The organism is Rhodococcus sp. NPDC057529 (assembly GCF_042802055.1).
In the GTDB taxonomy this organism is placed as follows: Bacteria; Actinomycetota; Actinomycetes; order Mycobacteriales; family Mycobacteriaceae; genus Rhodococcus_F.
Map to the genome: position 1 here is coordinate 1 of NZ_JBHVEY010000025.1, position 25,311 is coordinate 25,311.

At 67.1% G+C, this 25,311-nt stretch carries 20 protein-coding genes and 4 pseudogenes; 18 read left to right on the forward strand and 6 right to left on the reverse strand.

All coding sequences use genetic code 11. The annotated features are described in order from the left end of the window. Positions 1-179: 179 nt before the first annotated feature. The gene (locus ACFU5V_RS34955; protein ID WP_378439940.1) at positions 180-1,091 is read left to right on the forward strand and encodes a MurR/RpiR family transcriptional regulator; all 912 of its coding nucleotides are present in this window, start codon (positions 180-182) and stop codon (positions 1,089-1,091) included. Between the two features lie 120 nt (positions 1,092-1,211). Here ACFU5V_RS34955 and ACFU5V_RS34960 read toward each other — a convergent pair. After that, positions 1,212-1,559: pseudogene (locus tag ACFU5V_RS34960) on the reverse strand (hypothetical protein); the annotation flags it as partial. Between ACFU5V_RS34960 and ACFU5V_RS34965 the strand changes: the two are divergent. Genes ACFU5V_RS34965 through ACFU5V_RS34980 form a run of 4 tightly spaced genes read left to right on the forward strand, consistent with a single transcriptional unit; the run spans position 1,473 to position 5,438 of the window. Beyond that, positions 1,473-2,339: an acetate--CoA ligase family protein gene (locus tag ACFU5V_RS34965; protein WP_378704921.1), complete on the forward strand. Its 867-nt coding sequence runs from the start codon at positions 1,473-1,475 to the stop codon at positions 2,337-2,339. The pseudogene ACFU5V_RS34960 and the gene ACFU5V_RS34965 sit on opposite strands and share 87 nt — an antisense overlap. Continuing rightward, entirely contained in the window at positions 2,336-3,136 is an 801-nt protein-coding gene (locus ACFU5V_RS34970; RefSeq protein ID WP_378704923.1) for a crotonase/enoyl-CoA hydratase family protein, read from the forward strand. The genes ACFU5V_RS34965 and ACFU5V_RS34970 overlap by 4 nt, the downstream gene beginning before the upstream one ends. After that, positions 3,133-4,254 carry a C45 family autoproteolytic acyltransferase/hydolase gene (locus ACFU5V_RS34975; RefSeq protein ID WP_378704925.1) on the forward strand — a complete coding sequence of 374 codons (1,122 nt, stop codon included), beginning with the start codon at positions 3,133-3,135 and terminating at the stop codon, positions 4,252-4,254. The genes ACFU5V_RS34970 and ACFU5V_RS34975 overlap by 4 nt, the downstream gene beginning before the upstream one ends. A 23-nt stretch (positions 4,255-4,277) precedes the next feature. After that, positions 4,278-5,438, forward strand: a complete 1,161-nt coding sequence (locus ACFU5V_RS34980; RefSeq protein ID WP_378705110.1) for an MFS transporter — start codon at positions 4,278-4,280, stop codon at positions 5,436-5,438. Positions 5,439-5,540: 102 nt separating this feature from the next. Here the strand turns inward: ACFU5V_RS34980 and ACFU5V_RS34985 are convergent. Together ACFU5V_RS34985 and ACFU5V_RS34990 are read right to left on the reverse strand one after the other, a co-directional pair. Further along, positions 5,541-6,281, reverse strand: a pseudogene (locus tag ACFU5V_RS34985) (2-oxo acid dehydrogenase subunit E2); the annotation flags it as partial. Positions 6,282-6,363: 82 nt separating this feature from the next. Further along, positions 6,364-8,700 carry a pyruvate dehydrogenase gene (locus ACFU5V_RS34990; RefSeq protein ID WP_378704927.1) on the reverse strand — a complete coding sequence of 779 codons (2,337 nt, stop codon included), beginning with the start codon at positions 8,698-8,700 and terminating at the stop codon, positions 6,364-6,366. A 507-nt stretch (positions 8,701-9,207) separates the two neighbouring features. Between ACFU5V_RS34990 and ACFU5V_RS34995 the strand changes: the two are divergent. Together ACFU5V_RS34995 and ACFU5V_RS35000 are read left to right on the forward strand one after the other, a co-directional pair. Further along, positions 9,208-11,057 (forward strand): annotated as a pseudogene (locus ACFU5V_RS34995) (acetolactate synthase large subunit). Positions 11,058-11,225: 168 nt separating this feature from the next. Continuing rightward, the gene (locus ACFU5V_RS35000; RefSeq protein WP_378704930.1) at positions 11,226-11,522 is read left to right on the forward strand and encodes a DoxX family protein; all 297 of its coding nucleotides are present in this window, start codon (positions 11,226-11,228) and stop codon (positions 11,520-11,522) included. A gap of 86 nt (positions 11,523-11,608) precedes the next feature. Here the strand turns inward: ACFU5V_RS35000 and ACFU5V_RS35005 are convergent. Next, positions 11,609-12,914 (reverse strand): annotated as a pseudogene (locus ACFU5V_RS35005) (amidohydrolase). Beyond that, complete coding sequence (locus tag ACFU5V_RS35010; RefSeq protein WP_378705111.1) at positions 12,914-14,263, reverse strand: MFS transporter; 1,350 nt, start codon at positions 14,261-14,263, stop codon at positions 12,914-12,916. The pseudogene ACFU5V_RS35005 and the gene ACFU5V_RS35010 overlap by 1 nt, the downstream one beginning before the upstream one ends. A gap of 131 nt (positions 14,264-14,394) precedes the next feature. On the opposite strand from ACFU5V_RS35010, the gene ACFU5V_RS35015 reads away from it, so the two are divergent. Then, complete coding sequence (locus tag ACFU5V_RS35015) at positions 14,395-15,417, forward strand: Lrp/AsnC family transcriptional regulator (protein ID WP_378439777.1); 1,023 nt, start codon at positions 14,395-14,397, stop codon at positions 15,415-15,417. Between the two features lie 18 nt (positions 15,418-15,435). Here ACFU5V_RS35015 and ACFU5V_RS35020 read toward each other — a convergent pair whose 3' ends face one another. Beyond that, the gene (locus ACFU5V_RS35020) at positions 15,436-16,317 is read right to left on the reverse strand and encodes a fumarylacetoacetate hydrolase family protein (protein ID WP_378704932.1); all 882 of its coding nucleotides are present in this window, start codon (positions 16,315-16,317) and stop codon (positions 15,436-15,438) included. A 231-nt stretch (positions 16,318-16,548) separates the two neighbouring features. Here ACFU5V_RS35020 and ACFU5V_RS35025 point away from each other — a divergent pair, with 231 nt between their 5' ends. The 10 genes from ACFU5V_RS35025 (at position 16,549) to ACFU5V_RS35070 (ending at position 25,174) form a co-directional block, all read left to right on the forward strand. Beyond that, the gene (locus tag ACFU5V_RS35025) at positions 16,549-17,571 is read left to right on the forward strand and encodes an AraC family transcriptional regulator (protein WP_378704934.1); all 1,023 of its coding nucleotides are present in this window, start codon (positions 16,549-16,551) and stop codon (positions 17,569-17,571) included. A 274-nt stretch (positions 17,572-17,845) separates the two neighbouring features. Further along, entirely contained in the window at positions 17,846-18,418 is a 573-nt protein-coding gene (locus ACFU5V_RS35030) for a VOC family protein (protein ID WP_378704937.1), read from the forward strand. 31 nt (positions 18,419-18,449) lie between these two features. Then, the gene (locus tag ACFU5V_RS35035; RefSeq protein WP_378704939.1) at positions 18,450-19,022 is read left to right on the forward strand and encodes a flavin reductase family protein; all 573 of its coding nucleotides are present in this window, start codon (positions 18,450-18,452) and stop codon (positions 19,020-19,022) included. Positions 19,023-19,083: 61 nt separating this feature from the next. Beyond that, positions 19,084-20,289 (forward strand): acyl-CoA dehydrogenase family protein, encoded by a 1,206-nt coding sequence (locus tag ACFU5V_RS35040; RefSeq protein WP_378704942.1) that lies wholly within the window; start codon positions 19,084-19,086, stop codon positions 20,287-20,289. A 22-nt stretch (positions 20,290-20,311) separates the two neighbouring features. Beyond that, the gene (locus tag ACFU5V_RS35045) at positions 20,312-21,700 is read left to right on the forward strand and encodes an alpha/beta fold hydrolase (RefSeq protein WP_378439790.1); all 1,389 of its coding nucleotides are present in this window, start codon (positions 20,312-20,314) and stop codon (positions 21,698-21,700) included. Positions 21,701-21,717: 17 nt separating this feature from the next. Next, complete coding sequence (locus ACFU5V_RS35050) at positions 21,718-21,993, forward strand: hypothetical protein (protein ID WP_378704945.1); 276 nt, start codon at positions 21,718-21,720, stop codon at positions 21,991-21,993. Next, complete coding sequence (locus ACFU5V_RS35055; RefSeq protein WP_378439794.1) at positions 21,990-22,379, forward strand: nuclear transport factor 2 family protein; 390 nt, start codon at positions 21,990-21,992, stop codon at positions 22,377-22,379. Before ACFU5V_RS35050 ends, ACFU5V_RS35055 begins: the two co-directional genes overlap by 4 nt. 79 nt (positions 22,380-22,458) lie before the next feature. Continuing rightward, positions 22,459-23,040 (forward strand): nuclear transport factor 2 family protein, encoded by a 582-nt coding sequence (locus ACFU5V_RS35060; protein WP_378704947.1) that lies wholly within the window; start codon positions 22,459-22,461, stop codon positions 23,038-23,040. Then, positions 23,037-24,185, forward strand: a complete 1,149-nt coding sequence (locus ACFU5V_RS35065; RefSeq protein ID WP_378704949.1) for an amidohydrolase family protein — start codon at positions 23,037-23,039, stop codon at positions 24,183-24,185. Before ACFU5V_RS35060 ends, ACFU5V_RS35065 begins: the two co-directional genes overlap by 4 nt. Further along, positions 24,182-25,174 carry an amidohydrolase family protein gene (locus ACFU5V_RS35070; RefSeq protein ID WP_378442507.1) on the forward strand — a complete coding sequence of 331 codons (993 nt, stop codon included), beginning with the start codon at positions 24,182-24,184 and terminating at the stop codon, positions 25,172-25,174. Before ACFU5V_RS35065 ends, ACFU5V_RS35070 begins: the two co-directional genes overlap by 4 nt. Positions 25,175-25,311: the final 137 nt, after the last annotated feature.

Genomic DNA, 25,311 nt, shown 5'->3' on the forward strand with positions numbered 1-25,311 from the left:
CGTCACCGGTCAACACAAACTCGCCATCACGCCCGAAATCCGCCACTACAACACCATAGGTAATTACAGCGATAATTTCCGGACCGACACACTAGCACGTCTTGAAGCAAGTTCGCAACTACTACGATGGCGCTAGCTCGTCAGTGATCAACCACAAATGTTCGAGGAGAAGAGGGCGCATGGCCACGAAGTCCAAGTCGGCGGGTCCTGCGACCTTCGAGGAATTGCTCACCGAGATTCGTCAGCGAGAGGGCAAGTTGTCGCCGTCGCACAAGAAGCTCGCCGAGCGGGTGATGTCCGACCCCGAGGCGGTGGCGTTCATGACCATCTCGGAGCTCGCGGCCGCGGTCGGCGTCAACGAGGCCACCGTCGTACGGTTCGCGACGGGACTGGGGCTCAAGGGATATCCCGGGCTGACGCGCCTGTGCCGCGAACGCCTTCAGGAGCAGGCGCAGCTGCTGCGTCGTTTCGACAACCTCGAGCACATGGCGGCGGAGGGCGCCGGCCTGCTGGAACAGACCGTCGCCCTCGACCAGGCCAACATCGCCCGCACATTCGCCCGGATCGAGGATTCCACTTGGGACTCGGCGGTCGAGCACCTCGCCCGCGCGCCGCGTGTGCACGTGATGGGGTTGCGCAAGTGCCACGCCCCGGCGTACTTGCTCGGATACTTGCTGCGCATGCTGCGCGAGGATGTGGAGACGGTCACCGCCGGCGTCGGTTCGCTGACCGACGATCTGCGTCGGGTCCGCGAGGGCGACTGCTTCGTGGCGATGTCCATCCACCGCTACAGCGTCGACACCGTCCGGGCCGCCGAGTGGGCGCGGCACAGTGGTGCACACGTCATCGCGTTCACCGACAATGCGAGCTCTCCGCTTGCCGCGTCGGCGCACGACACCTTCTACATCGACGCGTCGAGCGCCTCGGTGTTGCGGTCGATGACGGCATTCACGTCGCTCGCTCAGGCCATGTCCGGCGGCGTCGCACAGCTTCTCGGGCACCGGGTGCGCGAAACCCTCCTCGAGGAGGAGAAGCTCTCGAGCAGCTTCAGGGTGTACGTCACCGATGCCGCGACGGGCAAGCACCACTAGCCGATCCACGCCCGGTTCGAGGGCTACTGCCGGCGAGATTCGGCCAGTCTGGTGTTGCTGTTGCCGGCGGGGCGTCGTCCTGCTCGCCATCGTTGCCGGTATGGCCTTTACGTACGACAGGTACGGGAAGCCCCACATCCTGACCGGTAGCGCAGCCTTCTCTTCCGCAGTCTTCTTGCGGCGACCGACGATCTGGGTGCCGCAGATGCACAGGTAGACCACCACGGCGACGGCGCCGGACGAGCTGAGCAGGAAGGTGAACACGGCGCCGGTGGGCAGGAAGTAGTTCGCGATGACCGCGAGGAATCCGGCGCTGGAGGCGGCGAGCACCGCCTTCACCGGCTCCTCGAGCTGACCACCGCCCACCGGGTTCCCCTGCTCGTGCAGAGCTGCTACGCGAGCGACGAGGTCTCCAACCACGACCGCCTCCGCGCCGGCGGGGTCCCGGTGATCAACTCCATCGACCACGCCGTCCGGGTGGTCGCCGCCCTGGACCGGCGCGGACGACGACTGGCCACGGCGTCGCAACGTTCGCCCCTCACCCTCCCGGCACCCGCACCGCGTGCTGCGGTGGGAACGGGAATCCTGGACGAGCCCACCGCCCGCACCCTCGTCGAGGACGCCGGGGTCGACATCGGCGGATGGACCTTCGCCCGCACCGTCGACGAGGTCGTCACCGCGGTCGTCGGATACGCGCGGCCGTGTGCACTGAAGATCGTCTCGCCGCAGGTGATCCACAAATCCGACGTCGGCGGCGTGAAACTGAACGCGGTCGGCGCCACCGCCGCGGAGAATGCACAGGCGATCATCGACGCGGTCACCGAGAACGTGCCCGACGCGGTGATCGACGGCATCGTCGTCACCCCGATGGCCGACACCGGTGTCGAGTTGCTCGTCGGCGCCACCCACGACCCGATCTTCGGCCCGGTGGTGGCATTCGGCAGCGGTGGCGTGATGGTCGAGGCCCTCGAGGACGTCACCTTCCGCGCGGCGCCCTTCACCGAACTCGAAGCCCACGAGATGATCGACGAGACCATCGCCTCCCGCATGCTCGACGGCTACCGGCACCTCCCGGTGATCGACCGGACGGCGCTGGCCAGATTCCTCGTCCGTGTCGGTGACATCGTCGCAGCACACCCCGAGATCGGCGAACTCGATCTCAACCCCGTCATCGCCTCGAACACCGGCATCGTCCCCGTGGACGTGCGGATCGTCCTGTCCGACACACTTTCTGGAGCACACGCATGAGCGACCCACTGCTGACCGACCGCACCGGCGACACCGTCGTCTGGACACTCGACAACCCCGAGGCTCGCAACCCCATCTCCGAGGCCGACACCATCGACGCGCTCGAGGAGGCCGTCACCGCGGTCAACCGCGACCCGAGCGTGCGGGTGGCGATCCTCACCGGAGCCGGCTCCGCGTTCTCCTCCGGCGGTAACGTCAAGCACATGCGCGACAGGAAGGGCTTGTTCGGCGGGTCTCCCGCCGAACTGCGCCAGGGCTACCGGCACGGCATCCAGCGAATCCCGAAAGCGCTGTACCACTGCGAGATCCCGACGATCGCCGCCGTGAACGGGCCAGCTATCGGCGCCGGCTGCGATCTGGCAATGATGTGTGACCTGCGGATCGCCTCGACCACCGCGCAGTTCGCCGAAAGCTTCGTCAAGGTCGGCATCATTCCCGGCGACGGAGGCGCCTGGCTGCTGCCCCGTGCCATCGGCATGGCCCGGGCCAGTGAGATGGCCTTCACCGGCGAGGCGATCGACGCGCAGACCGCACTCGAGTGGGGCATGGTCTCGTCCGTCGTCGAACCCGGGAAACTCCCCGATGCCGCCCACGACCTCGCGGCCCGGGTGGCGGCGAACCCGCCGCACGTGCTGCGGATGACCAAGCGACTGCTGCGCGAAGGCCAGCACCAGAGCCTCGAGAGCATCCTCGAGCTGTCGGCGGCCATGCAGGCAGTGGCGCATCACACCGAAGACCACCACGAGGCTGTCAGGGCCATGCTCGAACGTCGAGCCCCGCAGTTCAGCGGACGATGAACGCCCGTATCGACGAGACCACGGTCGCCGGACTGCGATGGGTGGCGGTGAAGGGTGAACGCACCGCCGCGTTCGCTCTGCTCGGTGAGTACGCCCGCGCCTCGATCACCGCCGTGCAGAAACAGCTGCCCGAACGCGAAGGCCTGCAGACCTTCACCCGCACCGGTCGCGGACGACGCATCCTCGCCGACGTGGTGACAGCCACCGAACGGGCGTACCCGCATCTCACCGCCGAACTGCGTGCGCTCGCGGCCGGCGCCGTGCTGCCCTACGAGAACCTACTGCTGGCCAATCTGCGCGGCGACCTCGGCGTCGACGACGGCACCGGTTGCACGGACCTCGCCTGGCGCGGCACGTCGACGTTCATCGCGCACAACGAGGACGGCGCCCCCGCCCTCGACGGACACTTCATGCTTCTGACCCTTCACATCGACGGTGACCTGCCGGTCACCGTGCAGTGGTATCCCGGGTTCCTGCCTTCCAACACGCTCGCCGCCAACGCCGCCGGACTGGTGTGGGGCATCAACCACATCCAGGTCACCACACCGATCTCCGCACCCGGCCGCCATTTCGTCGCCCGTGGTCTGCAGCAGTGCACCACATTCACCGACGCGGTCGACTATCTGCGTACCCACCCCAGCGCCGGCGGCTTCGCGTACACGATCGGCGACACCCACACCGGTCGCGCCGCCGTCGTCGAAACCGCCGCGGGGCGTCATGCCGTCCGTGAACTCCCACCCGAGAGAGCATTCGAATGGCACACCAACCACATCCGGTTCATGCCCGACCCACCGGATCGGGCGCCGACGGGAGCCGCCACCGCCAATCTCGGGCAGCGCGACGAGAGTCTCGCGCGGGGCAGGGTCCTCGACAACATCACCCCGGTCCTCGAACCCGGCGTCGGCTGGTTCGACCGAGTTCTGGCAGGATCCCCCGTTCCCACCGGCGTCCACCGCACCGCCGCGGGCGACGACCCCCTCGCCACCCTGTGCACCACCGTGACCAACCTGACCGACCGAACCATCTTCATCCGCAACCGACACGACCGAACAGCCACACTTTCGCTGGCCGACTTCGTCACGGGACCGCGCTCCGCTGAACGATCGGCGACAGCGTGACGAACCGCGCAAGACGTCGTCCGATGTGGCCGCTGTACGCGGCCGGTTTCACCACGGCCTTCGGAGCGCACGCCGTCGCGGCGAACCTCGCATTCGACCTCGAGGACCCGGCCGGCTCCCTTCTGTACCTCGGTCTGCTGCTGGCCCTGTACGACGGCGCCGAGGTAGTCCTCAAACCCGTGTTCGGGACACTCGCCGACCGGATCGGTGCCCGACCTGTCCTCCTCGGTGGTCTCATCGGATTCGCCGCAGCCTCCGCCCTGTTCGTCGTGGTCGGCGACTCCAACTGGCTGTGGCTGGCCCGGGTCGGGCAGGGCGCCGCCGCGTCCGCATTCTCCCCGGCCGCGAGTGCGCTGGTCGCACGGATGACCCCGAAAACCGGGCACGGCAGCGTGTTCGGAACATACGGCTTCTACAAGAGCCTCGGCTACACGCTCGGCCCGCTGCTGGGCGGCCTGCTGGTATGGCTCGGCGGCCTCACCCTGCTGTTCGCGGTGATGACCGCCCTCGCGCTCACCATCGCGGCATGGGCGGTGCGCGTGGTGCCCGCCCTGCCACCCCTGCCGCGGAACCGGCAGACCGTCCTGGACCTGGCACGCCGTCTGACGGATCGGGCGTTTCTCCGGCCCACCGTCGCACTCGCGTTCGCAACCTCGGCGCTGTCGGTGGGAGTGGGATTCCTGCCGGTCGCCGGTGCCGCCGCCGGACTCGGCTCGGTGGCGACCGGAGCTGCAGTGTCCGTCCTCGCCGCCTGCGCCGCCCTCGTGCAGCCGCGAGCCGGGCGGGCACTGGACGCGGGTCGCATCTCGGCCGGTACCGGAACAGCGCTGGGCCTGCTGATCACCGCCACCGGACTCGGGTGTGCGATGCTCCCCGGCCTGCCCGGTGTGCTGACCTCCGCAGTGGTCATCGGCACCGGGACGGGACTGATCACCCCGCTCGCTTTTGCGTCGCTGGCCCGCTCCACTCCCGACGAGAGGATGGGACAGACCATGGGCGCCGCCGAACTCGGACGCGAACTCGGCGACGCAGGAGGACCTCTCCTCGTCGGAGGCGTCGCCGCGGTCGCCACACTCACCGCCGGGTTCGGCGCCATCGCAGCGCTCACTTTCCTTGGCGGCGCCGCGACCGCGGCCGCACCGCTGCGCCGGCATCTCGGCTTCGTCTCGCCGGAGGACGAGTGAGCGCGACGGCGACACCTGGTCCGATCGTGGTGGTCTCCCGATTCCATCTCGTCCGTCTCGGCTCACGCGATGGCCCAGATAGATTGAGAAAAACGGAGATCGTCAGGTCGGTTCGAGTTCAACCTGCGGTTGATGCAGAGCTGCACGGTCAAAGCCCGCTTCCAGCCGTTGCCGCACCGTGGTGAGGTAGCGGGCGGCGTCGGCGCCGTCGACGATGCGGTGGTCGTACGACAGCGAAAGGTACGCCATCGATCGAACCCCGATCTCGAGGGAGCCGTCAGGGCCGCGGGTGGGGACGAGGCGTTCGACAACGGTGCCGAGACCGAGGATCGCGGACTGTGGTTGGTTGAGGATCGGGGTGTCGAACAATGCTCCACGACTGCCGGTGTTGGTGATGGTGAAGGTGCCGCCGGACAGATCGTCGGGGCGGATCGTGCCCGCACGCACGTTGTCCGCGGCACCGGCGATGGACCGGATGAGGTCGGGAATCCCCAACGTCGCGGCGTCGCGGATGACGGGCACCATCAGTCCCTTGTGGCTGTCGACGGCCATCCCCAGGTGGACGGCACCGTGGTAGGTGACCTCGGTGCACTCGGCGTCGAGCGAGGAGTTGATCACCGGGTGCTCGGCGAGGGCTTCGACTGCGGCGGCGACGAAGAACGGCAGGAACGACAGCTTCATGCCTGTGCGTGCATGGAACAGCGCCTTCTCCCGGTCCCGCAAGCGGGCGATCCCGGTGACATCGACCTCGACGACTGTCGTCAATTGCGCCGAGGTGTGCAGGGATTCGACCATTCGCCGGGCAATGGTGCGACGGATCCGCGGCAGCTTCTCGACGCGGTCCGCGCCGGACACCTCGAGCGACGGCAGCACCACGGGGGTCGCGGCGGTCTGATTCGTAGTCATTCTTGGTTGTCTCTCTTGGTCAGTCGGTGAGGTCGAGGGCGGCGCGGACGATGCTGTCGGTGTCGATGCCGTGATACCGGTAGACGTCGTCGAGGGACCCGACCTGCCCGAACCTGCTGACCCCCAGCGCCGCCCCGGCCACCTGGTTGATGCCGGTCAGGAACGCGAGGGTGTGCGGGTGCCCGTCCAGCACCGTCACCATCGGCGCCGCCCGGTCGGCGGGGAACACCTGATCCAAAATCCACGACGAACCGTCGGCCAGACCGCGGCGGGCCTGCACCGCCTCGAACACCCGTCCCGGGCTGGTGACACACACCACATCCGCCGCAATACCCTGCTCCGCCAACCGGTCCGCCGCAGTCAGGGTTTCGGTGATCACCGCCCCCATGCCGACCAACGTCACCGCCGGGGTGTCGGTGTGCCGGAGGGTGTAGGCGCCGGCGACCACCTGCCGACGGCGACGCTCCCGCGCCGCCGGATCCGACGGCACCGCGGCGAGGGTTTGATCGACCGGCCGCGTCGACAGCCGCAGATACGACGACGACCCCTCCGGCCGTCCCAACCGGGAAATACTGTCGAGCAAAGTCCACTCCACGTCGATCGCGAACGCCGGCTCGAAACTCACACACCCGGGCTGCTCCAGCCCGATCGACGGCGTCTTGATCGACTGATGCGCCCCACCCTCCACGGCCAGGGTCACCCCGGACGGGGTGCCGACCAGGATCGACTGCCCACCCGCATAAATCCCATACGACCAGGGCTCGAGCGCCCGTTCGACGAACGGGTCGTACATCACCCCGATCGGGAACAACGGCTGACCCCACCGACTCCACGTCGCCCCCAACTCCCCCATCAACCCGACCAGATTCGTTTCCGCGATCCCGAGCTCCATGTGCTGCCCGGTGGGCTTCTCCCGCCAGTGCATGATCGTCTCGGCGTCGTCGTCGAACCAGTTCCGGCGCTCGTTCGGCGACCACACCCCCACCTTGTTCAACCAGCCCGCCAGATTCGTCGTCGAGGACACGTCGGGGCTGACCGTCACCACCCGCTTCGCCGCGTCCGGGGCCTGACGCGACAGATCCAGCAACGCCCGGCCCAACGCCGCCTGGGTGGTGGACGTCCCAGAGGGAGTGCGGCCGATGTCGGCGGGCACCGCAGGCGGGGTTGCCAGGTCGATCGGGTCACGCTTGAGCCACTGGGCGACGGCGGCGCAAACCCGACCGGAGGTGCTGTCGGTGTCGAACCGGGACCACGGGTTGGCCGGGTCCATGCCCAGTTCGGCGGCCAGTTGCTCGTACTGCTCGACCGTCAGCAAGGACGAATGATTCTGCGGATGGCCCTGCGTCGGCAGGCCGCGGCCCTTGATCGTGTACGCGATGATCACCGTCGGCCGGGTGTCGTCGATCCGCGCATACGCCGCCCGCAGCGCGTCGAGATCGTGCCCACCCAGATTCCGGATCGCCGCCAGCAGGGTGTCGTCCTCCAACTCCGCGATCAGCGAGGCGATCGCCGCGGCGTCGGGGCCGTCGCCGGGCAGCCGCACCCGCACCTGCTCCGCCGTGCAGCGCAGCAACCGCTGGTACTCCGGGTTCGGCATGTCCAGGATCCGGGCCCGCAACGCCGGACCACCCGCCCGGGTGAACAACGACTCCAGCAGGGTCCCGAACTTCACGGTGAGCACCTGCCACCCCGCCGCCGCAAACATGGATTCGAGCCGGCCCGCGGCGATGTTCGGCACCACCCGGTCCAGCGACTGCCGATTCAAATCGACGATCCACACGATCTCCCCGAGTTCGGCGACCGAGGTGTCCAAGATCGCCTCCCACACCGCCCCCTCGTCCAACTCCGCATCCCCGACCAGCGAATACTGCCGGCCCGTCCCCGCCGAACCGATCTGAGTGTTCACATACCGGCGGGCGATCGCACCCCAGATCGGGGCGGTCGCACCGATCCCCACCGACCCCGTCGAATAGTCCACCGGATCCGGATCCTTCGCCCGCGACGGATACGACTGCAGACCACCGAACTCCCGCAACGTCGTCAAATACTTCTCGTCCAGTTCGCCGAGCAGGTAGTTGATGCCGTGCAACACCGGCGACGCCTGCGGTTTCACCGACACCCGATCCCCGGGCCGCAACTGCTCGAACCACAACGACGTCATGATCGACACCATCGACGCACACGACGCCTGATGCCCACCCACCTTCAACCCCGACGGATTCGGCCGAACCCGGTTGGCGTGATGGATCATCGACGTCGCCAACCACAACACCCGCTCTTCGATTTCACGCAGCGTTTCCGAGTTGTCGCCGGCGGCCGGCGTGTGCTGATTGACGAAGGAGGTTGTCGCGGTCATGGGTCACTTCCTGTTGGCTGAATGCGTCTGTTCGGTGCGCATTTCGTCATCGATGGGCAGCGGGATGAGGCGGCGGGCCGGCAGCGCGACTGTCCATTTCGGCTCGCTGTCATGTCGGTCACGCTGAAACTCACGGTAGGGCGGGAAACGAGGCGTTGGATAGCCGGTTTACGCGATGATCCGTCCACTACGCGAACCGCCGGATTCCGATGTGCAGCGGCACTCTCCGGCCGAGAGTCCCCTCGGCGGCTGGCGCGGTGCGCAATCTGCTCACCCCGGCAAGTTCGGACGCGACACCCTCGCGCAGAGTGCTGAAATCGGTTGGTGCCGATTGTCGATCGCAGTGGCTTGTGTTCCACTGGGCATTCCGGCTCGCCCATCAGTGAGCACGGGTCCCTGCGCACCATCCTCCGATCCCGAGGATGTCCGGCAGGCCACGAAGTCAGGTATCCGACACTTCGCCCGGCCGTGTCGACTCGACAGCCCGCCCAGATCAGAGGACTTCCCGTGACTGCATCTACCGAATTCTGCGAACAGACGACTTCCCCCGCGATCCGACGCCACCCCGAACGAGTCACGGGAGCGCAGTCCGTCGTGCGCTCACTCGAGGAACTCGGCGTCGACTGTGTGTTCGGCATCCCCGGCGGTGCGATCCTGCCCGTCTACGACCCACTGCTCGAATCGACGCGGGTGCGGCACGTGCTGGTGCGCCACGAGCAGGGCGCCGGTCACGCCGCCACCGGCTACGCGCAGGCCACGGGCAAGGTCGGCGTCTGCATGGCCACGTCCGGGCCGGGCGCAACGAACCTGGTGACCCCGCTCGCCGACGCCCAGATGGACTCCGTGCCCGTCGTCGCGATCACCGGCCAGGTCGGCAGCCATCTCATCGGCACCGACGCCTTCCAGGAAGCCGACATCTCCGGAATCACGATGCCGATCACCAAACACAACTTCCTGGTCACCGATCCTGCCGACATTCCCCGGACCATCGCCGAGGCCTTCCATATCGCCTCCACCGGACGGCCCGGTGCCGTGCTCGTCGACATCCCGAAAGACGTCCTCCAGGCACAGACCACCTTCACCTGGCCACCGGAAAGACATCTTCCCGGCTATCGCCCGACCACGGCACCGCACGGCAAGCAGATCCGCGCAGCCGCAGCGATGATCAACGCAGCCGGCGCACCGGTCCTGTACGTGGGGGCGGGGTGATCAAGGCCGACGCGGCGATCGAATTGCGGACGCTCGCAGAATTGACCGGCATCCCCGTCGTCACCACCCTGATGGCGCTCGGCGCCTTCCCCGACAGCCATCCGCTGCACTACGGCATGCCCGGCATGCACGGGACCGTCGCCGCCGTGGCGGCCTTGCAACGCAGCGATCTCCTGATCACCCTCGGCGCGCGATTCGACGACCGCGTCACTGGGCACGCCGCCTCGTTCGCCCCGAAAGCGCGGGTCATCCACGCCGACATCGACCCCGCCGAGATCGGCAAGAACAGGGATGTGGACGTCCCGATCGTCGGCGACTGCAGAGAGGTCATCGAGGCGCTCACCGACGCCCTCCGCCTCGAACGCGCCGCCGGCACCGCCCCTGACCTTCATGGCTGGCGTGCATCGCTGGACGAGATGCGATCGGCGTATCCGGTGAGTTACGACCGACCCGCCGACGGCAGCTTGTCGCCACAGCTGGTGATCGAGGCGGTCGGCAAAGCGGCCGGACCGGACGCAATCTACGTCTCCGGCGTCGGCCAACACCAGATGTGGGCCGCCCACTTCCTCGGCTTCGAGAAACCGCGGACCTGGCTGAACTCCGGCGGACTGGGCACGATGGGATACGCCGTGCCCGCCGCCCTCGGCGCGAAACTCGCTGCGCCCGAACGGGAGGTGTGGGCGATCGACGGTGACGGCTGCTTCCAGATGACCAATCAGGAACTGGCGACGGCCGCGATCGAGGGGGTGCCGGTCAAGGTGGCCCTGATCAACAACGGCAACCTCGGCATGGTCAAGCAACTGCAGGCGATCCACTACGACGGGCGCTACTCCCAGATCGACCTGGCCACCCACTCGCGCCGAATCCCCGACTTCGTCAAGCTCGCCGACGCACTCGGCTGCGTCGCCCTGCGCTGTGAGCGGGAGGACGAGGTCGAGAGCGTGCTCGCACAGGCGCGGGCGATCACCGATCGACCGGTAGTCATCGACTTCGTCGTCAATGACGACACCCTCGTGTGGCCGATGATCGCGGCAGGCACGAGCAACGACCACATCATGGCCGCCAGGGGAATTCGCCCACTGTTCGATGACGAGCAATCGGCGGAGAGGGCCACCGTCGCCGCCCTGACGAAACCATCGGGTGAGTGAAGAAACCTATCGGGCCAGGTGAAATTCTCTTGGCTACAGAATTATTCGAGAGGACACGTCAATGAAACCCCTACTCCTCGGAGCCCGAATCCTGACCGGGGCTACCTTTGCGCGCTCGGCTTCGACGCCGCCCGAACGCCCGGTGCCCGTGTCGAGCAGGCGGCGGCCATGCTCGCTGCGCTGCGAAAGGTAGCGCCGGTCCCGAACGACGACGAACTGATCGTCCGCGCGAACGGTGCGGTCCAGGCATTCGCCGGCGCGACACTGGCACTCGGCCTGTACCCGCGGGTGTCGGCACTCGCGCTCGCCGGGTCGCTTGTTCCGACGACGGTGGCCGGACACGGATTCTGGTCACTCGAGGTCCCCACGGCACGCAAGATGCAACGAGTCCAGTTTCAGAAGAACGTGGCTATGCTCGGCGGTCTGCTTTATGCCGCGCGCGATACGTCGACATCACGTTCGTGAGCTGAGATATCGAGAACGCGAAGCTGGCCCCGCCCGGTCACACCTGGGCGGGGCCAATCCCTCCTCTGCCGGACCTTCGGGTGGGGTCAGGTCGCGAGCCACTCCAGAGCGGCGACCACCAGCGCTTGCGTTCCCGTATCGCAGGTCGGTTGGATCATCGGCGCGAAGTTGGGGGCGTGGGGAGCCGGAATGTCCTGCGCCACTCGGCCGGATTCTGCGGCCGCCCGGTACAGCTCCGGGTCGATGCATCCGATCCCCCAGTATGTGTACGGTGTCCCGAACGCCCCGGGGATGTCGCTGAAGTTCTCACTCGCAGGCAGTTTCTCCCCTCTCGCCGATGCGATCGGCTCCGAAGAACGCCTCGAATGCGGCGGCGACCCGTTCCGTCGTCTCTGCGTCGTTGTCGGTCAGCGGGAATTGGTCGAACATCGTGAATTCGGGGTCTTTCGGGCAGCCCGAGGCCCCGCACTCCGCCGCGACGATCCGGTGCACGGCGTCCAGAAGTATCTTCCGGGTCTGCTCGCTGTAGCTGCGGATGTTCAGTTCCAGGACGGCCCGGTCCGGGATGACATTGCTCTTGGTACCGGCTCGGATGCAGCCCACGGTGAGAACCGCAGTGTCCGAGGGCGGTACCTCGCGGGACACCACGGTCTGGAGGCGGACCACGATCATCGCCGCGAGCGCAACGGGGTCGACGGTGGTGTGGGGCATCGAGCCCGGCCCGCCGCGACCGTGGAGAGTGATCCGGATGCTGTCGGCCACCGACAGCGCCGGCCCGGACCGGGTGCGGACGTGCCCGGCAGGCAGCTGCAGATTGTGTTGCGCCAGGGCGACGTCGGGTCGGGGAATAGTCCCGGCGAGGTTGTCCTCGACCATGATCCGGGCTCCGTCCCCGACCTCCTCCGCGGGCTGGAAGAGTGCGATGAGGGTGCCACTCCACTGCTGTCGGCCGGCGGCGAGCAGGTGGGCCGCGCCGGCCAGACAAGTGGTGTGCATGTCGTGCCCGCACACGTGAGAGACCGGGATCTCGCTTCCGTGGGCATCGATGTCGGTCGTGGTACTCGCATACGGCAGTCCGGTGTCTTCCCGGACCGGAAGCGCATCCATCTCGGCCCGCAACAGCACGACCGGGCCGTCACCGTTGCGAAGGATGCCCACCAGTCCGGTGCCGCCGACGCCGTCGTGGACGGTGAAGCCGGCGTTCTCCAGGCGCGCGGCGACCTTCTTCGACGTCTCGAACTCGCGGTGCGACAGTTCCGGATGGCTGTGGACGTCGCGGTAGAAGTCCTCCTGCCAGCCGCGTACGTTCGGCAGCGCGGCGAGGACTGCGGCCGCGGCCGTCGTTGCCGGCGCGGGAGAAGCGGTGGGTGTGGTTTTCGGTGTGAGGTTCATCAGGATCCGTTCTCCTCGTCGTCGAGTGAAATTCCGCTGGTCTCGGGCATGAGGTAGACCGCGGCGGCGGACACGGCCATCAGGCCGATCGCGTAGAGGGGGAAGGCTGCGGGAAGGTGCAACTGGTCGAACAGCGACAGAAGATATGGTGCGGTGCCGCCGAAAAGAGCTGCGGCGATCGAATACGGGACGCGTGTGCCTGCGGCCCGGATCTTGGTCGGGAACATTTCCGCGAGGACCGCGGGAGTGATCGAGGCGAGCCCCGCGACGAAGATCAGCGCGGTGCTCATCGCCACGAACAGTTGCCAGGCGTCGTCGCGGATCATCCAGTTCAGCGGGAACATCAGTATGACGAGTGCGCCGAAACACATCAGGAGTACCGGGCGGCGGCCGATCCGATCGGACAGCGCTCCCCAGAACGGGAGCGCGATCATGAACAGCACCGTGGCGATGGAGCCGGCCCACAGCGCGGACGTCGGGTCAATGCCCCGTTCGGAGATGGCGAAGGCGGGCGCGGTGACGGCCCACACGTAGTAGACGACCGTGCCGCCGACGCAGAAGCACACGACGCGGAGCTGGAGCGCCGGGTGCCGGCAGATTTCCTTCCAGATCGAGTGCCCGCAGTGCGTGCGTGTCTTCTCGAACACATCAGTCTCGGGAAGCGACGATCGCAGGACCAGGATGACCAGGCCGAGCGCGCCACCGATCAGGAACGGGATGCGCCAGCCGAAGGACGACATCTGTTGCTCGGTGAGGGCGGCGCTCAGTACGGCGCCGAGTATCGTTCCGAAGAGCACGGCGAGGGAGATGGAAATGTACATTGCACTCGACCACAGGCCACGCCGATGTGGTGGAGCGGTCTCGGCCAGATAGGTTTGCGCAGTGGGTACTTCACCGCCGGTACCCAAGCCCTGGAGCAGTCGCGCCGAAACCAGGAGGATGGGCGCGAGCACTCCGATCGAAGAGGCGGTCGGGATGACACCGATACCCACGCTGCCTGCGGCGGCGAGGCTGATCGACCACATCATCGCGAATTTTCGGCCCCTGCGGTCGGCGAGCCAGCCGAGGACGAAGCCGCCGATCGGGCGTGCGACGAAGCCCGCGGCGAAGACAGCGAGGGTTTTCAAAACCGCGGAACTTCCACTTCCGGCGAAGAACTGACCGGCGAAGAACACTGCGAACGTCGTGTAGACGCTCCAGTCGTACCATTCGATGGCAACGCCTGCACCCAGACTCGCCAGTGTTCGACCCGGACGCCGGGGTCCGGGCGGAGAAGGGGGCGCAGCACCGCGCTCGGGAACGTCACCCGGGCGGGGCCGGTCGGATACGACGGCTACGGTCTTGCCTATTGGGTCCACGGAAGATGCCTCCGGATGGTCGGATCATGACGAAAGGTGATTGCGTCATCCTGGGCGCAGAACCGCCGACATCTCCGGATCCGATAGTTATGCTCATCTGTCAGGGAAGAAACGAGATATTCGTGCACAGCGATCTGACCGAAGACGACATGGCGCTCATCCACGCGCTGCAGATCTGGCCGCGGGGCAGCTGGAGGGCGCTGGCCCCGATCCTGGGAGCCTCACCGATGACGTTGGCAAATCGATGGAATCGACTCCGCGACGCCGGCCTCGCCTGGGTGACGGCACTGGCGGTGCCCGGCCTGCTCAGCGGCTACTCGTCCGTTGCGCTCGTCGAAGTCGACTGTGTCCGAGACTCGTTCGACGACGTCGTCGCGCGCCTCGAGCAGACTCGGCAGGTCATCGCGATCGAACACGCCGCGCGCGGACGTGATTTACTGCTGACCGTCGACGGTGGATCGTTCGACGGACTGGCGGCGTTTCTGGTCGACGTACTCAACCGGATACCCGGCATCGCCTCGACCCGTAGTCACCTCGGCGTGCGGGTGCACCTCGAGGGCAGCCGGTGGCGTCTGGATGCATTGGATCCGGGCCAGCGGGAGGCCGTCACCGCCCTGCGACAGGCCGCCCGACCGGACCTCGGTCTGTCCCATCCGCGGCCGCGACCGACACCGCTGCTCGCGGCCGTCGAGAAGGAACTGTTCTACGACGGTCGCGCGAGCGCCGCCGAGATCGCCACACGACTGGACCGTCCGTCGTCGACGGCACGGCGCGCCCTCGCCACACTGCTCGGTTCCGGGGATCTGGCCGTCCGATGCGAGGTGGCGCAGTGGCACACCCGATGGCCGATCAGCGTGACGTGGTGGTGCCGGCTGCCCGGCGAAAAGCTGGACGACATCGTGGGGCAGTTGCGCCGGGACGGAAACATCCGGATGTGCGTATCCCTCACCGGGCCGTCCAATTTCGCCGTGCAGGCATGGGTCGCTGACATGGCCGACCTGATGGCCACCCAGACCCGTCTCGAACACATCCTGCGCCCCGGCGAGATCACCGACAGTTCGGTCACGCTGCGCACCCGCAAACGCAACGGTTGGCTGCTGCAGCCGGACGGGCGAGCGCGAGGAGACCGAATCCCGCTGATGTAGTGGTGATCCAGACGTGGGCTACTTCGTATGCGGGTCGGCGACGAATCGCTGGTTCAGCTCACCAATTCCTTCGATCCAGCTGTGCAGCCGCTCGCCGGACTGCAGATACCGAGGCGGCTTCTGTCCTATTCCCACACCGGCGGGGGTCCCGGTGAAGATCACGTCGCCGGGATAGAGAATGACGGTGCGCGAGAGCGCGGCGACCAACTCCGACACCGGGAAGATCAGGTCGCTGGTGCGGCTCTTCTGGACCTCCGCGCCGTCGATGGCGCAGCCCAGTTCCAGATCGTCGGGGTCGGCGAACTCGTCGGGCGTGACCAGCCACGGGCCCTGTGGTGAGAATCCGGGGAATGATTTGCCGAGCCCGAATTGCGCTGCAGGTCCGCGTAACTGCGAGAGTCGCTCGGAGATGTCCTGCCCCACCGTCAGCCCTGCGACGTACGACCACGCATCGGAGGGTGCAACTCGGTGGGCCTCGCGTCCGATGACGACCACCAACTCCACCTCCCAATCGACGTTGCCCCCGTCTGGGAGGATCACCTCGGTGTCGGGTCCGGCGAAGCTCGAGGTGTACTTGGTGAACACCGGCGGAAGTGTCGTCGGCGAATCGAACCCGGACTCGGTCGCATGTTCGTGGTAGTTCAAGCCGATCGCGAACACCTGCCGGGGTTCCGGCGACGGCGCACCGAGCCGGGTCCGGTCGATCGCGAATCCGCCGTCTGCCAGGGCGGTGAGATCCTCGGCGGCGGCCCACGCGGTGACGTCTGCCCACACCCGATAGGTCTCGGCGAGAGAGGGGCCGAATCGGCCCCGCGATGCGGTGGCGAGATCTACCGCCTGCTCGGCACCGGCCTCTCCCAGTATCAGGGCGGCCCGGTTGTCGATATTGGCGATGCGCATGAAGTCCTCTGTTTCGTTCGTCGTGATGGCGGGCCGGGGTGGATCCGCCCGGCTGGTGCCGGCATAGCGTTAGGGTGTGACCCAGGTCATGGTCGACCATAGGGCGGGCGCACGCTCCAGGACTATCCGATACGCGCACCAGGTCGTCCGTCCCGCGAAGCGCCTGGTGGTGGTCCGCAGCACAACAGTGCTCGTATCATGGGCCCGGTACACGAGGAAGCAAGGATCAGCATGGTCGAACTGCCGGCGTCAGCGTTGACCGCCGAGACTGCACAGTCGCGGCGAGGGATCTTCTGCGCCACCGACGACTTCGACGTGTATCGCGCCAAGATCAACGACGCCTATTACCCGGCCCGACTCGAGATCATCGGCGGAACCCGGCAGTTGTCGGACGCGCAGATGCTGGCAGTACGCCTGAACCACATGACCGTCGGCGTCGTCCGCTTCGGTGCCGACGTCCTCATCGACCCGGGCGACGTCGGCGGCTACCACATCGACCTGCCGCTGTCGGGCTCCCTGGCGACCAGTTGCGGCGGTCGGGAAGTGCTGGCCACGCCGCAGAAAGCTGCGGTGTACACCCCGAACGAGCACACCTTTCTATCGAGGTGGGCCGCCGACAACACGCAGGTCAGCATCAAGATCGACCGGACGGCACTGGAGCAGGAGCTCGCTCGGATCCTGGGTCGTCCGCTCAACAAGAGCGTGCGCTTCGACATCGGTTTCGATCTGACCACCCCCGCCGGTCGACGGTGGGCGTCGACACTGCAGATCCTGCTCGACACGATCGCCGATCCCGGTCCGGTGCCCGATCCGGCCCTGATCGCTCAGGTCAGCCACCTCGAGCGGGCTCTGATCAGCGGGCTGCTGGTCAATCAGGGCCACTCCATGAGCGAAGCCATCCTCAACGTCGGCGAAGACACCGACAATCCGGCGGCAGTCCGCAAGGTCCTCGATCTTCTCGAGGAGGCACCGGGGGCTCAGCACACGGTCGCCGACCTCGCCGAGGCTGCCGGGGTCGGGGTCCGGCAGCTGCAGAAACTCTTCCTCGACCGGTTCGAGATGAGCCCGTCGGAGTATGTGCGCAATCTCCGGCTCGACGGTGTGCGGGCGGATCTACTGAAGCGCGAACCCGGCTGCACGGTCAGCGAAGTCGCGTTCCGGTGGGGTTTCAACCACCTCGGCCGATTCGCGCAGTACTACGAGCAGAAGTTCGGCGAAACCCCCTCCCGGACACTGGGAATCCGCCAGGGCTGATCTACAGCGCCACCCTGTGGTGGTACGACCGGTTCGCCTACTGGACGAACGGACTCGCAAACCGGATATTCACATCCCGACGCTGCCTCTAACGTGAATCTCAACCGGAAGTGAGCTAGCTAACACGAGCCGGCAAAAGCGTCCCGCCCCACTGGATTGCACACGCCCGGTGCCGGTGAGACGCACAGCCGAACACGTTGTCGGACAACCTCACACGACCGATCGCCTCGCCAACGGTGCTCACCGCACCCCACCTCCAGGAGAGTGAACCGTTATGTCGGCCAAGCCGAAGTTCGCACACGTCGTATTCCAGACCGGCCAGCCCACCGAGATGCGGGACTGGTACTGCACCGTCCTCGACGGGCACGTGGTCTACCAGGACAAGGCGCTGTGCTTCATCACCTTCGATGAGGAGCACCACCGGGTTGCGTTGCTGACCCCGCCCGTGCCGCTCGAGCGCAAGAGCCCGACCACTGCCGCCGCCCATCACGTCGCCTACACCTTCGACCACCTCGACGACCTCCTCGCCCGCTACGAACTCCTCCGCGACAAGGGCGTACTGCCCGCCGTCTCCATCGCACACGGCGTCACGACCTCGCTGTATTACCAGGACCCGGACGGCAGCTTCGTCGAAATGCAGATCGACAACTTCGCCGAGCCCGAGCAGGCCACCGAGTACATGCACGGCCCCGAATACGCCGGCGACTCGGTTGGACCGGCCTTCGACCCCGAAGCCATGCTTGCTGCCCGCCGAGGCGGTGCCTCCGTCGACGAACTCACGAACCGCGCGTGGTCCCTGAAAGCGGACCTGCCGGACCCCATGGCCGTCCTCGTCGGCGCCCACTGACCCGCCCACCCACGACCCGGGGAGCAGCATCATGACCACCGCATCCGACATCGACCCCGCCGTAGTTGCCGGGGGCATCGACCCGAAGCGTTTCCGGGATCTGATGGCCCGGGTCTGCGCCCCCGTCACGATCGTGACGACCACTGACGGCGACGGCCCTCACGGGGCCACCGCGAGCTCGTTCGCGGCGTTGTCGCAGGACCCACCGCTGGTCACCGTGGCATTCGACCGCCGGTCCGCGCTGCTCGCCCGGATCGTGGCCACCGGTCGATTCGGGGTCAATCTGCTCCACCACGGGCAGGACGACCTCGCGATGCGGTTCGCGAGCCGCGGAACCGGCGGCGAGCGGTTCGCCGGAACACCGTGGCACACCGATACCGGCCTGCCCCGCGTCGATGACGCCGCAGGCTGGGTGTCGTGCGAGCTGTACAACACCGTCGACGGCGGCGACCATCTGCTCCTGATCGGTCTGGTCACCAAGGCCTGCAACGTAGAACGGCCCCCGCTGGTCTATGCCAACCGCACCTTCGGCACCCACTCGAGGTTCTCCGAACGCCCCCGCCGCCCCATCGTCGACCACATCACCGCCTGCACCTCCGACTGACACGACGGACATTCCCCCCGCGCGTGTCTTCCCCCACCCCTGAGCCTGAGAAGGACTTCCGATGACTACCGTCACCGACACCCCGCACATCACGGTCCCCACCGCCGACGAGATCGTCGACCGCGTCCGCGAACTGCAACCGCTGCTGGCGAAGAACTCCGCCCAAGGCGAAGCAGATCGCCGCGTGGTCGAGGAATCGATCACCGCCCTCACCGAAGCCGGAGCCTTCAAGATCGCCCAGCCCCGCCGCTACGGCGGATACGAGACGTCCATGCGCACCATGCTCGACGTCTCGGCGGCGGTCGGCGCGGCGGACGGCGGCACCGCCTGGGTGGTCACCCTCTGCAATGTCTGCGCCTGGCTGACCGGGCTGTTCCCCGAGCAGGCGCAGGACGAGGTCTGGGCGACCACCCCCGACGCGAAGGTTTCCGGCGTACTGTCGCCGACCGCAGAAGCAGTCAAGGTCGACGGCGGCTTCAAGGTGACCGGCCGCTGGTACTACAACTCCGGATCCTGGCACGCGAGTTGGGCCGTCCTGGGAATTCCCATCACCGACGCCGACGGGGAAGTCATCGACCAGGGACTGGCCCTGATCCCCCGCGCCGACCTCGGCTTCGAGGAAACCTGGTTCGTCGCCGGCATGCGCTCCTCCGGGTCGAACTGCCTGATCGCCACGGACGTGTTCGTCCCCGATCATCGCATCATGCCGGTCCCGGCGGCGATCGGCGGTAATTACGCCACCGAACACACCGACGAAATCCTGTATCGGTCGGCGTTCGTTCCGCTGCTGTCCCTGGTACTGGCGGGACCGCAGTTGGGCATGGGCCGCAAGGCACTGGAACTGGTCACGGCCAAGGCCGACACGAAGGCCATCGCCTACACCTTCTACACCGCGCAGTCGGACTCGGTGGCCTTCCAGTTGCAGATCGCCGAAGCCGCGATGCTCATCGACACCGCACACCTGCACGCCTACCGGGCCGCGGACGACATCGACAGCGCCGCAGTCGCCGGTGTCTACCCGGACGAGCTCACCCGCACCCGGGTGCGCGCCGACACCGGCTGGGTCCTCGACCACATCACCAAGGCCATCAACATCCTCATCTCCGCCCACGGTGCCGGAAGTTTCGGGGAAAACAATCCCCTGCAACGAATCTGGCGTGATTCGAACGTCGCGGCCCGCCACGCCGTCACCCTGCCCGCCGTCAACTACGAGGTCTACGGCAAGGCCCTCCTCGGCCGCGACGACCAGATCACCCCCCTCATCTGAGATACGAGGAACGGACATTCCCATGCAACGACTCACCACGGTGGTCGACGGTTACGCGGTCACGGCACGGTTGCACCCCGCGTCCACACCGAACCTGCACGCACCACTGCTCGTCGGACTGCACGGCGGCCTCTATACCGGCCGCTACTTCGAGGTTCCGGGATCGATCGCCGGATCGTTCGTGGAGATCGCGAATCGCAACGGATACAGGGTGCTGACCATCGACCGGCCCGGATACGGAGACAGTGATCTCCTGCCGGAGGACGAGAACACCTTCGAAAAGCAGGCCGAGTTGCTCGACGGAGCCATCTCGAATCTGATTGCGGACGTCGGCGCCAGCTCCGTCGTGCTCGTCGGGCACTCGATCGGCGGCATGATCGGCCTGGAGATCGCGGCACGCCGTCCGTCGTGGAACCTCGTCGGTGTGTCGGCAACCGGGATGGGGGCTCGGATCCCCGAACACGGCGCCGCCGAGGCGCTCGCCGCCCTCCCACTCGGCGGTGTGGTGGATGTGCCTGTGCCCGAACGCGAAAAGCTCTGGTACGGGCCGGCAGGCAGCTACAGCGCCGACGCGGTGGAGACAGCGCGGTCGTCGTACGCAGCGGCACCAATGGTGGAATTGGCGGCTGCACCGAGGTGGGCCGCGCAGAGGCTCACCGACGTGGCGGCGACGATCGACGTGCCCGTCCACCATGCCTTGGCCGAGTTCGACGCCCTCTGGGACAGTTCCATCGACGCTCGGGAACTGTTCCTCTCGAAGTTCCGAGACAGCCGCAGAATCCACTCGGAGATCATCGACGGTGTCGGTCACTGTCTCGATCACCACCTCACCGGCGCCGCACTGCATTACAAACAACTCGCCTTCGCGACCGAGTGCACGCTCCTCCCCTCGGCCACACCGGCCCCAACGACCCGACCCCTCACCGAGGAAGTGCATCCCAAGTCCGACAAGACCGCGCACACCGAGTGCCTGCTGTGCGCCATGGAACAGGCCGACGACACCCGGGTGGTGTTCCGCGACGAGTTGTGGGCCGCGGAGATCGTGACCGGCATGGAAGTACCCGGCTGGTTCGTTCTCCGGGCGCGTCGGCACGCCGAGCGGATCACCGGTCTCGACGACGACGAAGTGAGCACTCTCGGCCGTCGGGCTCGTGACCTGACCGCGGCCGTCACCAAGGTCACCGGCGCCCCCGCCACCTACCTGATGGTCTTCGGCGAGAACCACCGGCACTTTCACGCCCTCATCGCTGCGCGCGGTGACGACGTCCCCACCGACCGCCGCAGCGGCAATATTCTCCGGCTCGTCACCGAGCGCGCCGATCCGGCCGCCGCCACACAACTCGTGCCCGCTGTGCGCGAAGCGTATGCCCTTGCCGCTTCCGTCGATGCACAGTCCGCCTCCAGCACGTAAGGACAGAGGTCAACATCATGGCAACGGTGACGCAGCCGGAACAATACCCGCGCCCAGGGATCGCCGGGGCACGCGACATCGTCGGATTCGCGCTTCAGTGGGCTCCGTTCGACAGTGGCGACGAATACATCCTGCCGCAGTTCGGGATCGTGCCGCAGACCTTCTACCGACGGCTGGCGGAGATCCTGCGCGACAGCCACACCCGCCTCGATCACAGTGTCCGCGAGACGCTGACCGCACTGTGCCGGGACAAGATTTTCGATCACCGACCGGACCCGGCGGACGCGCGATGACCGGGGACGCTGCTCTCCTGACCGCAGCTCGCTCATCCGACCGAGACCGCCTCGCGGCGATGGTCGCCGGCGACCTGGACACCCTCGATGCCCTCATCGCCGACACCGCGCTGTACATTCACTCGTCCGGTGAGGTCGACACGAAGACGGACTACCTGACGAAGTTGGCCACCGGCCAATTCCGTTATGCCACCGTCACCGCACAGGATCACCGGGTCACCGAGCTGGGATCGGCCATTGCTCTGACCTACCGCATGCAGGCTGAAGTCGTGTTCGCCACGGGCTCGCGCCAGATCAGCGCGCGGGCCACCGCGGTCTGGCGACAATTCGACGACGGCATTCGCCTGACCTTGTTCCATTCCACCGCACTGCAACCCGAGGAGTGATCGACATGCCTGCAGCTCTCGTCCCCACCCGTCACGCCGGACTCCCGGCATTCCCACGGCACGAAAGTGGAGCTTCCTGATGGATTCCTATCTCGCCGACCGTCGAGCGATCGACGACCTCATGACCGGCTGGATCCGCCGCGACCTCGCTCAATGGGACGCGATGCGGGAGTTGTTCCACCCCGACGGCATCATCGAAATCACCTGGTTCACAGGGCTCTTCACCGACTTCGTCGACGCCTCGGCACGAATGGGTGCGTCGGATCTGAGGACGAAGCACGTGATCACGTCTCCGGTGGTGACGTTTCACGGCAACCGGGCGGTCGCCGAGACGAATGCGATGATCGTCGCCGAGAACGTGGCACTGAAGCTCGGCTGCCTCAGTCACAATCGATTCCTCGACCGCATCGAGAAGCGCGATGGTGTCTGGAAGATCGTCGACCGCCGCAGCATCTACGACATGGGCTCGTTCACCTTCCCCTGCGGCATCGTCGACATCGACGCCGGCACCACCGCGAAGTACCCGTCCGAGTACGCCGCCCTGGCCTATCTGCTCGACAAGAGTGGATTCCCCGTCACCGGCGTCTTCGCGACCAAGGGCAGCGACCATGAAGTCGAGATGAAACAGGCCGCTCACCAATGGCTGGAGACCGGACGATGACGGCCCGCACCCGCATCACGGGAGTCCGCGTCTTCGACGGCGAGGATTCGCTTCCCCTCCCCATGGACGTCACCTTCGACGCCGGCGGGATCGTCTCCGTTACCCCCGCTGGATCCGCCGGCGCAAGCGCCGCCGCCACTGTGGTCGATGGTGGCGGCGCCACCGTGGTCGATGGTGGCGGCGCCACCGTGCTTCCCGGGCTGATCGACGCACACATCCATCTGCACGACGCTGACACCCTGCGGCAGCTTGCCGGGTTCGGTGCGACCACCGGCCTGGACATGGCCACGTGGCCGGCCGAGAAGCTCGCAGGACTGCGCGACATCGCGGGACGCGGCGGGCTCGCGGACTTTCGCAGCCCCGGCCTGCCGGCTATCGGCCCCGCGGGTCCCCATTCCCGGTTCGTTCCCGCCGAAGCGGTGATCACCGGACCCGATCAGGCTGGGCGGTTCGTCGACGCCCGTATCGCCGAGGGCGCCGACTACATCAAGATCGTCACCGAGGCACCCGGCGACGGCGGTCCCGATCTGCCCACGGTGACCGCGCTCGTCGACGCAGCGCACCGGGTGGGAAGGAAGGTCATCGCGCACGCGGCCACCGCAGCGGCCTTCACGATGGCCCTCGACGCCGGCGCGGACATGCTCACCCACATCCCGCTCGGCCGACCGCTCGATCCCGACACGGTCCGACGAATGGTCGCCGAGGACCGGATCGCCATCCCCACACTGGCATTGATGGAAGGGATCGCCTTCGCACACAACAGCAGGGAGGCTTTCGCCGGGGCGCTGCGCAGTGTGGGTGCTCTGCACAGCGCGGGAGCAGCCGTGCTGGCCGGGACCGACGCCAACGCCGAACCCGGCGCCCACACCCAAGTCGCTCATGGAACGAGTTTGCACCGCGAACTCGAACTTCTCGTCGACGCCGGCCTGACACCCACCGACGCCCTGCGCGCGGCCACCAGTCGCACCGCGGACGCGTTCGATCTGCCCGACCGCGGCCGTATCCGCCCCGGACTGCGCGCGGATCTCCTCCTCGTCGACGGCGATCCCACCAGCACCATCACCGCCACTCGATGCATTCGCGCCGTCTACGTCGCCGGAACACCCCTCCGCCTACCCTCCACCACCACGCCGGAGCGCCGATGAGGATCATCACGCTCGAGGAGCATTACCTCGACCCCGCGATCGCAGCCGCCAGCGCTCCCCTCGCGCGAGAGCTCAGCCCCGATTTCGCCGCAGCCTACGATCCCGCCAGCGGACTCAGCTACACCCCGACCGCGCAGGTGCTGCAGGATCTCGGCGAAGGACGTCTCGCCGACATGAACCGCCACGGCATCAGCATGCAGGTCCTGTCCTGCCTGACCACTCAGCAAGTGCCCTCCGACGTTGCCCCCGACCTGGTCCGCGCGGCCAACGACACCGCCGCCGCCGCCGTGCGAGCCCACCCGGACCGATTCGCCGCTTTCGCCGCTCTGCCGACCACCGCACCCGATGCGGCCGCCACCGAACTCGCCCGCTGCATCGACGAACTGGGATTCGTCGGCACCATGATCAACGGCCGCACCGACGGCGAGTTCCTCGACGCACCCCGCTTCGACCCGATCCTGGCCACCGCCGCCGCCCGCAACGTGCCGATCTACCTGCACCCGGCCGTGCCACCACGGGAAACGACCGACTCCAACTACGCCGGACTCGCCCCGCTGGTGACCACGCGTCTGCAGACCAGCGCCTGGGGCTGGCACCAGGAGACCGCCGTGCACTTTCTGCACCTGGTGCTCTCCGGAGTTCTCGACCGCTACCCGAACCTGCAGTTCGTCCTCGGTCACTGGGGCGAGATGATCCCCTTCTACCTCGACCGCCTCGACGAGGCCCTGCCGCAGACCCTCACACAGCTCGACCGCACCGTCTCCGACTATGTTCGCGGCAACGTCTACATCACCCCATCAGGGATGTTCAGCCAGGCGCAACTCCAGTACTGCGTCGAAACCCTCGGCGTCGAGCGCATCCTCTACTCCGTCGACTACCCCTTCATCGGCAACGAGGGTGCCGTCGCGTTTCTCGAGGACGCCAACCTGCCAGAGGATGCGAAACACCGCATCGCCCACGAGAATACGGAGAAGCTCCTCGGCGTCTGATCGCCGACTCCGGGCAGCTGCCCAGGCAGGCGCCACCCGCCCCCCGGGAAGTTGGGCCCCTCCTTTCCCCCCGTTTCCCTGGGGGCTAGGGGGGGGAGGGGAAGCTGGGGGAGGTCCTCCAACGGGGACCCCAACAC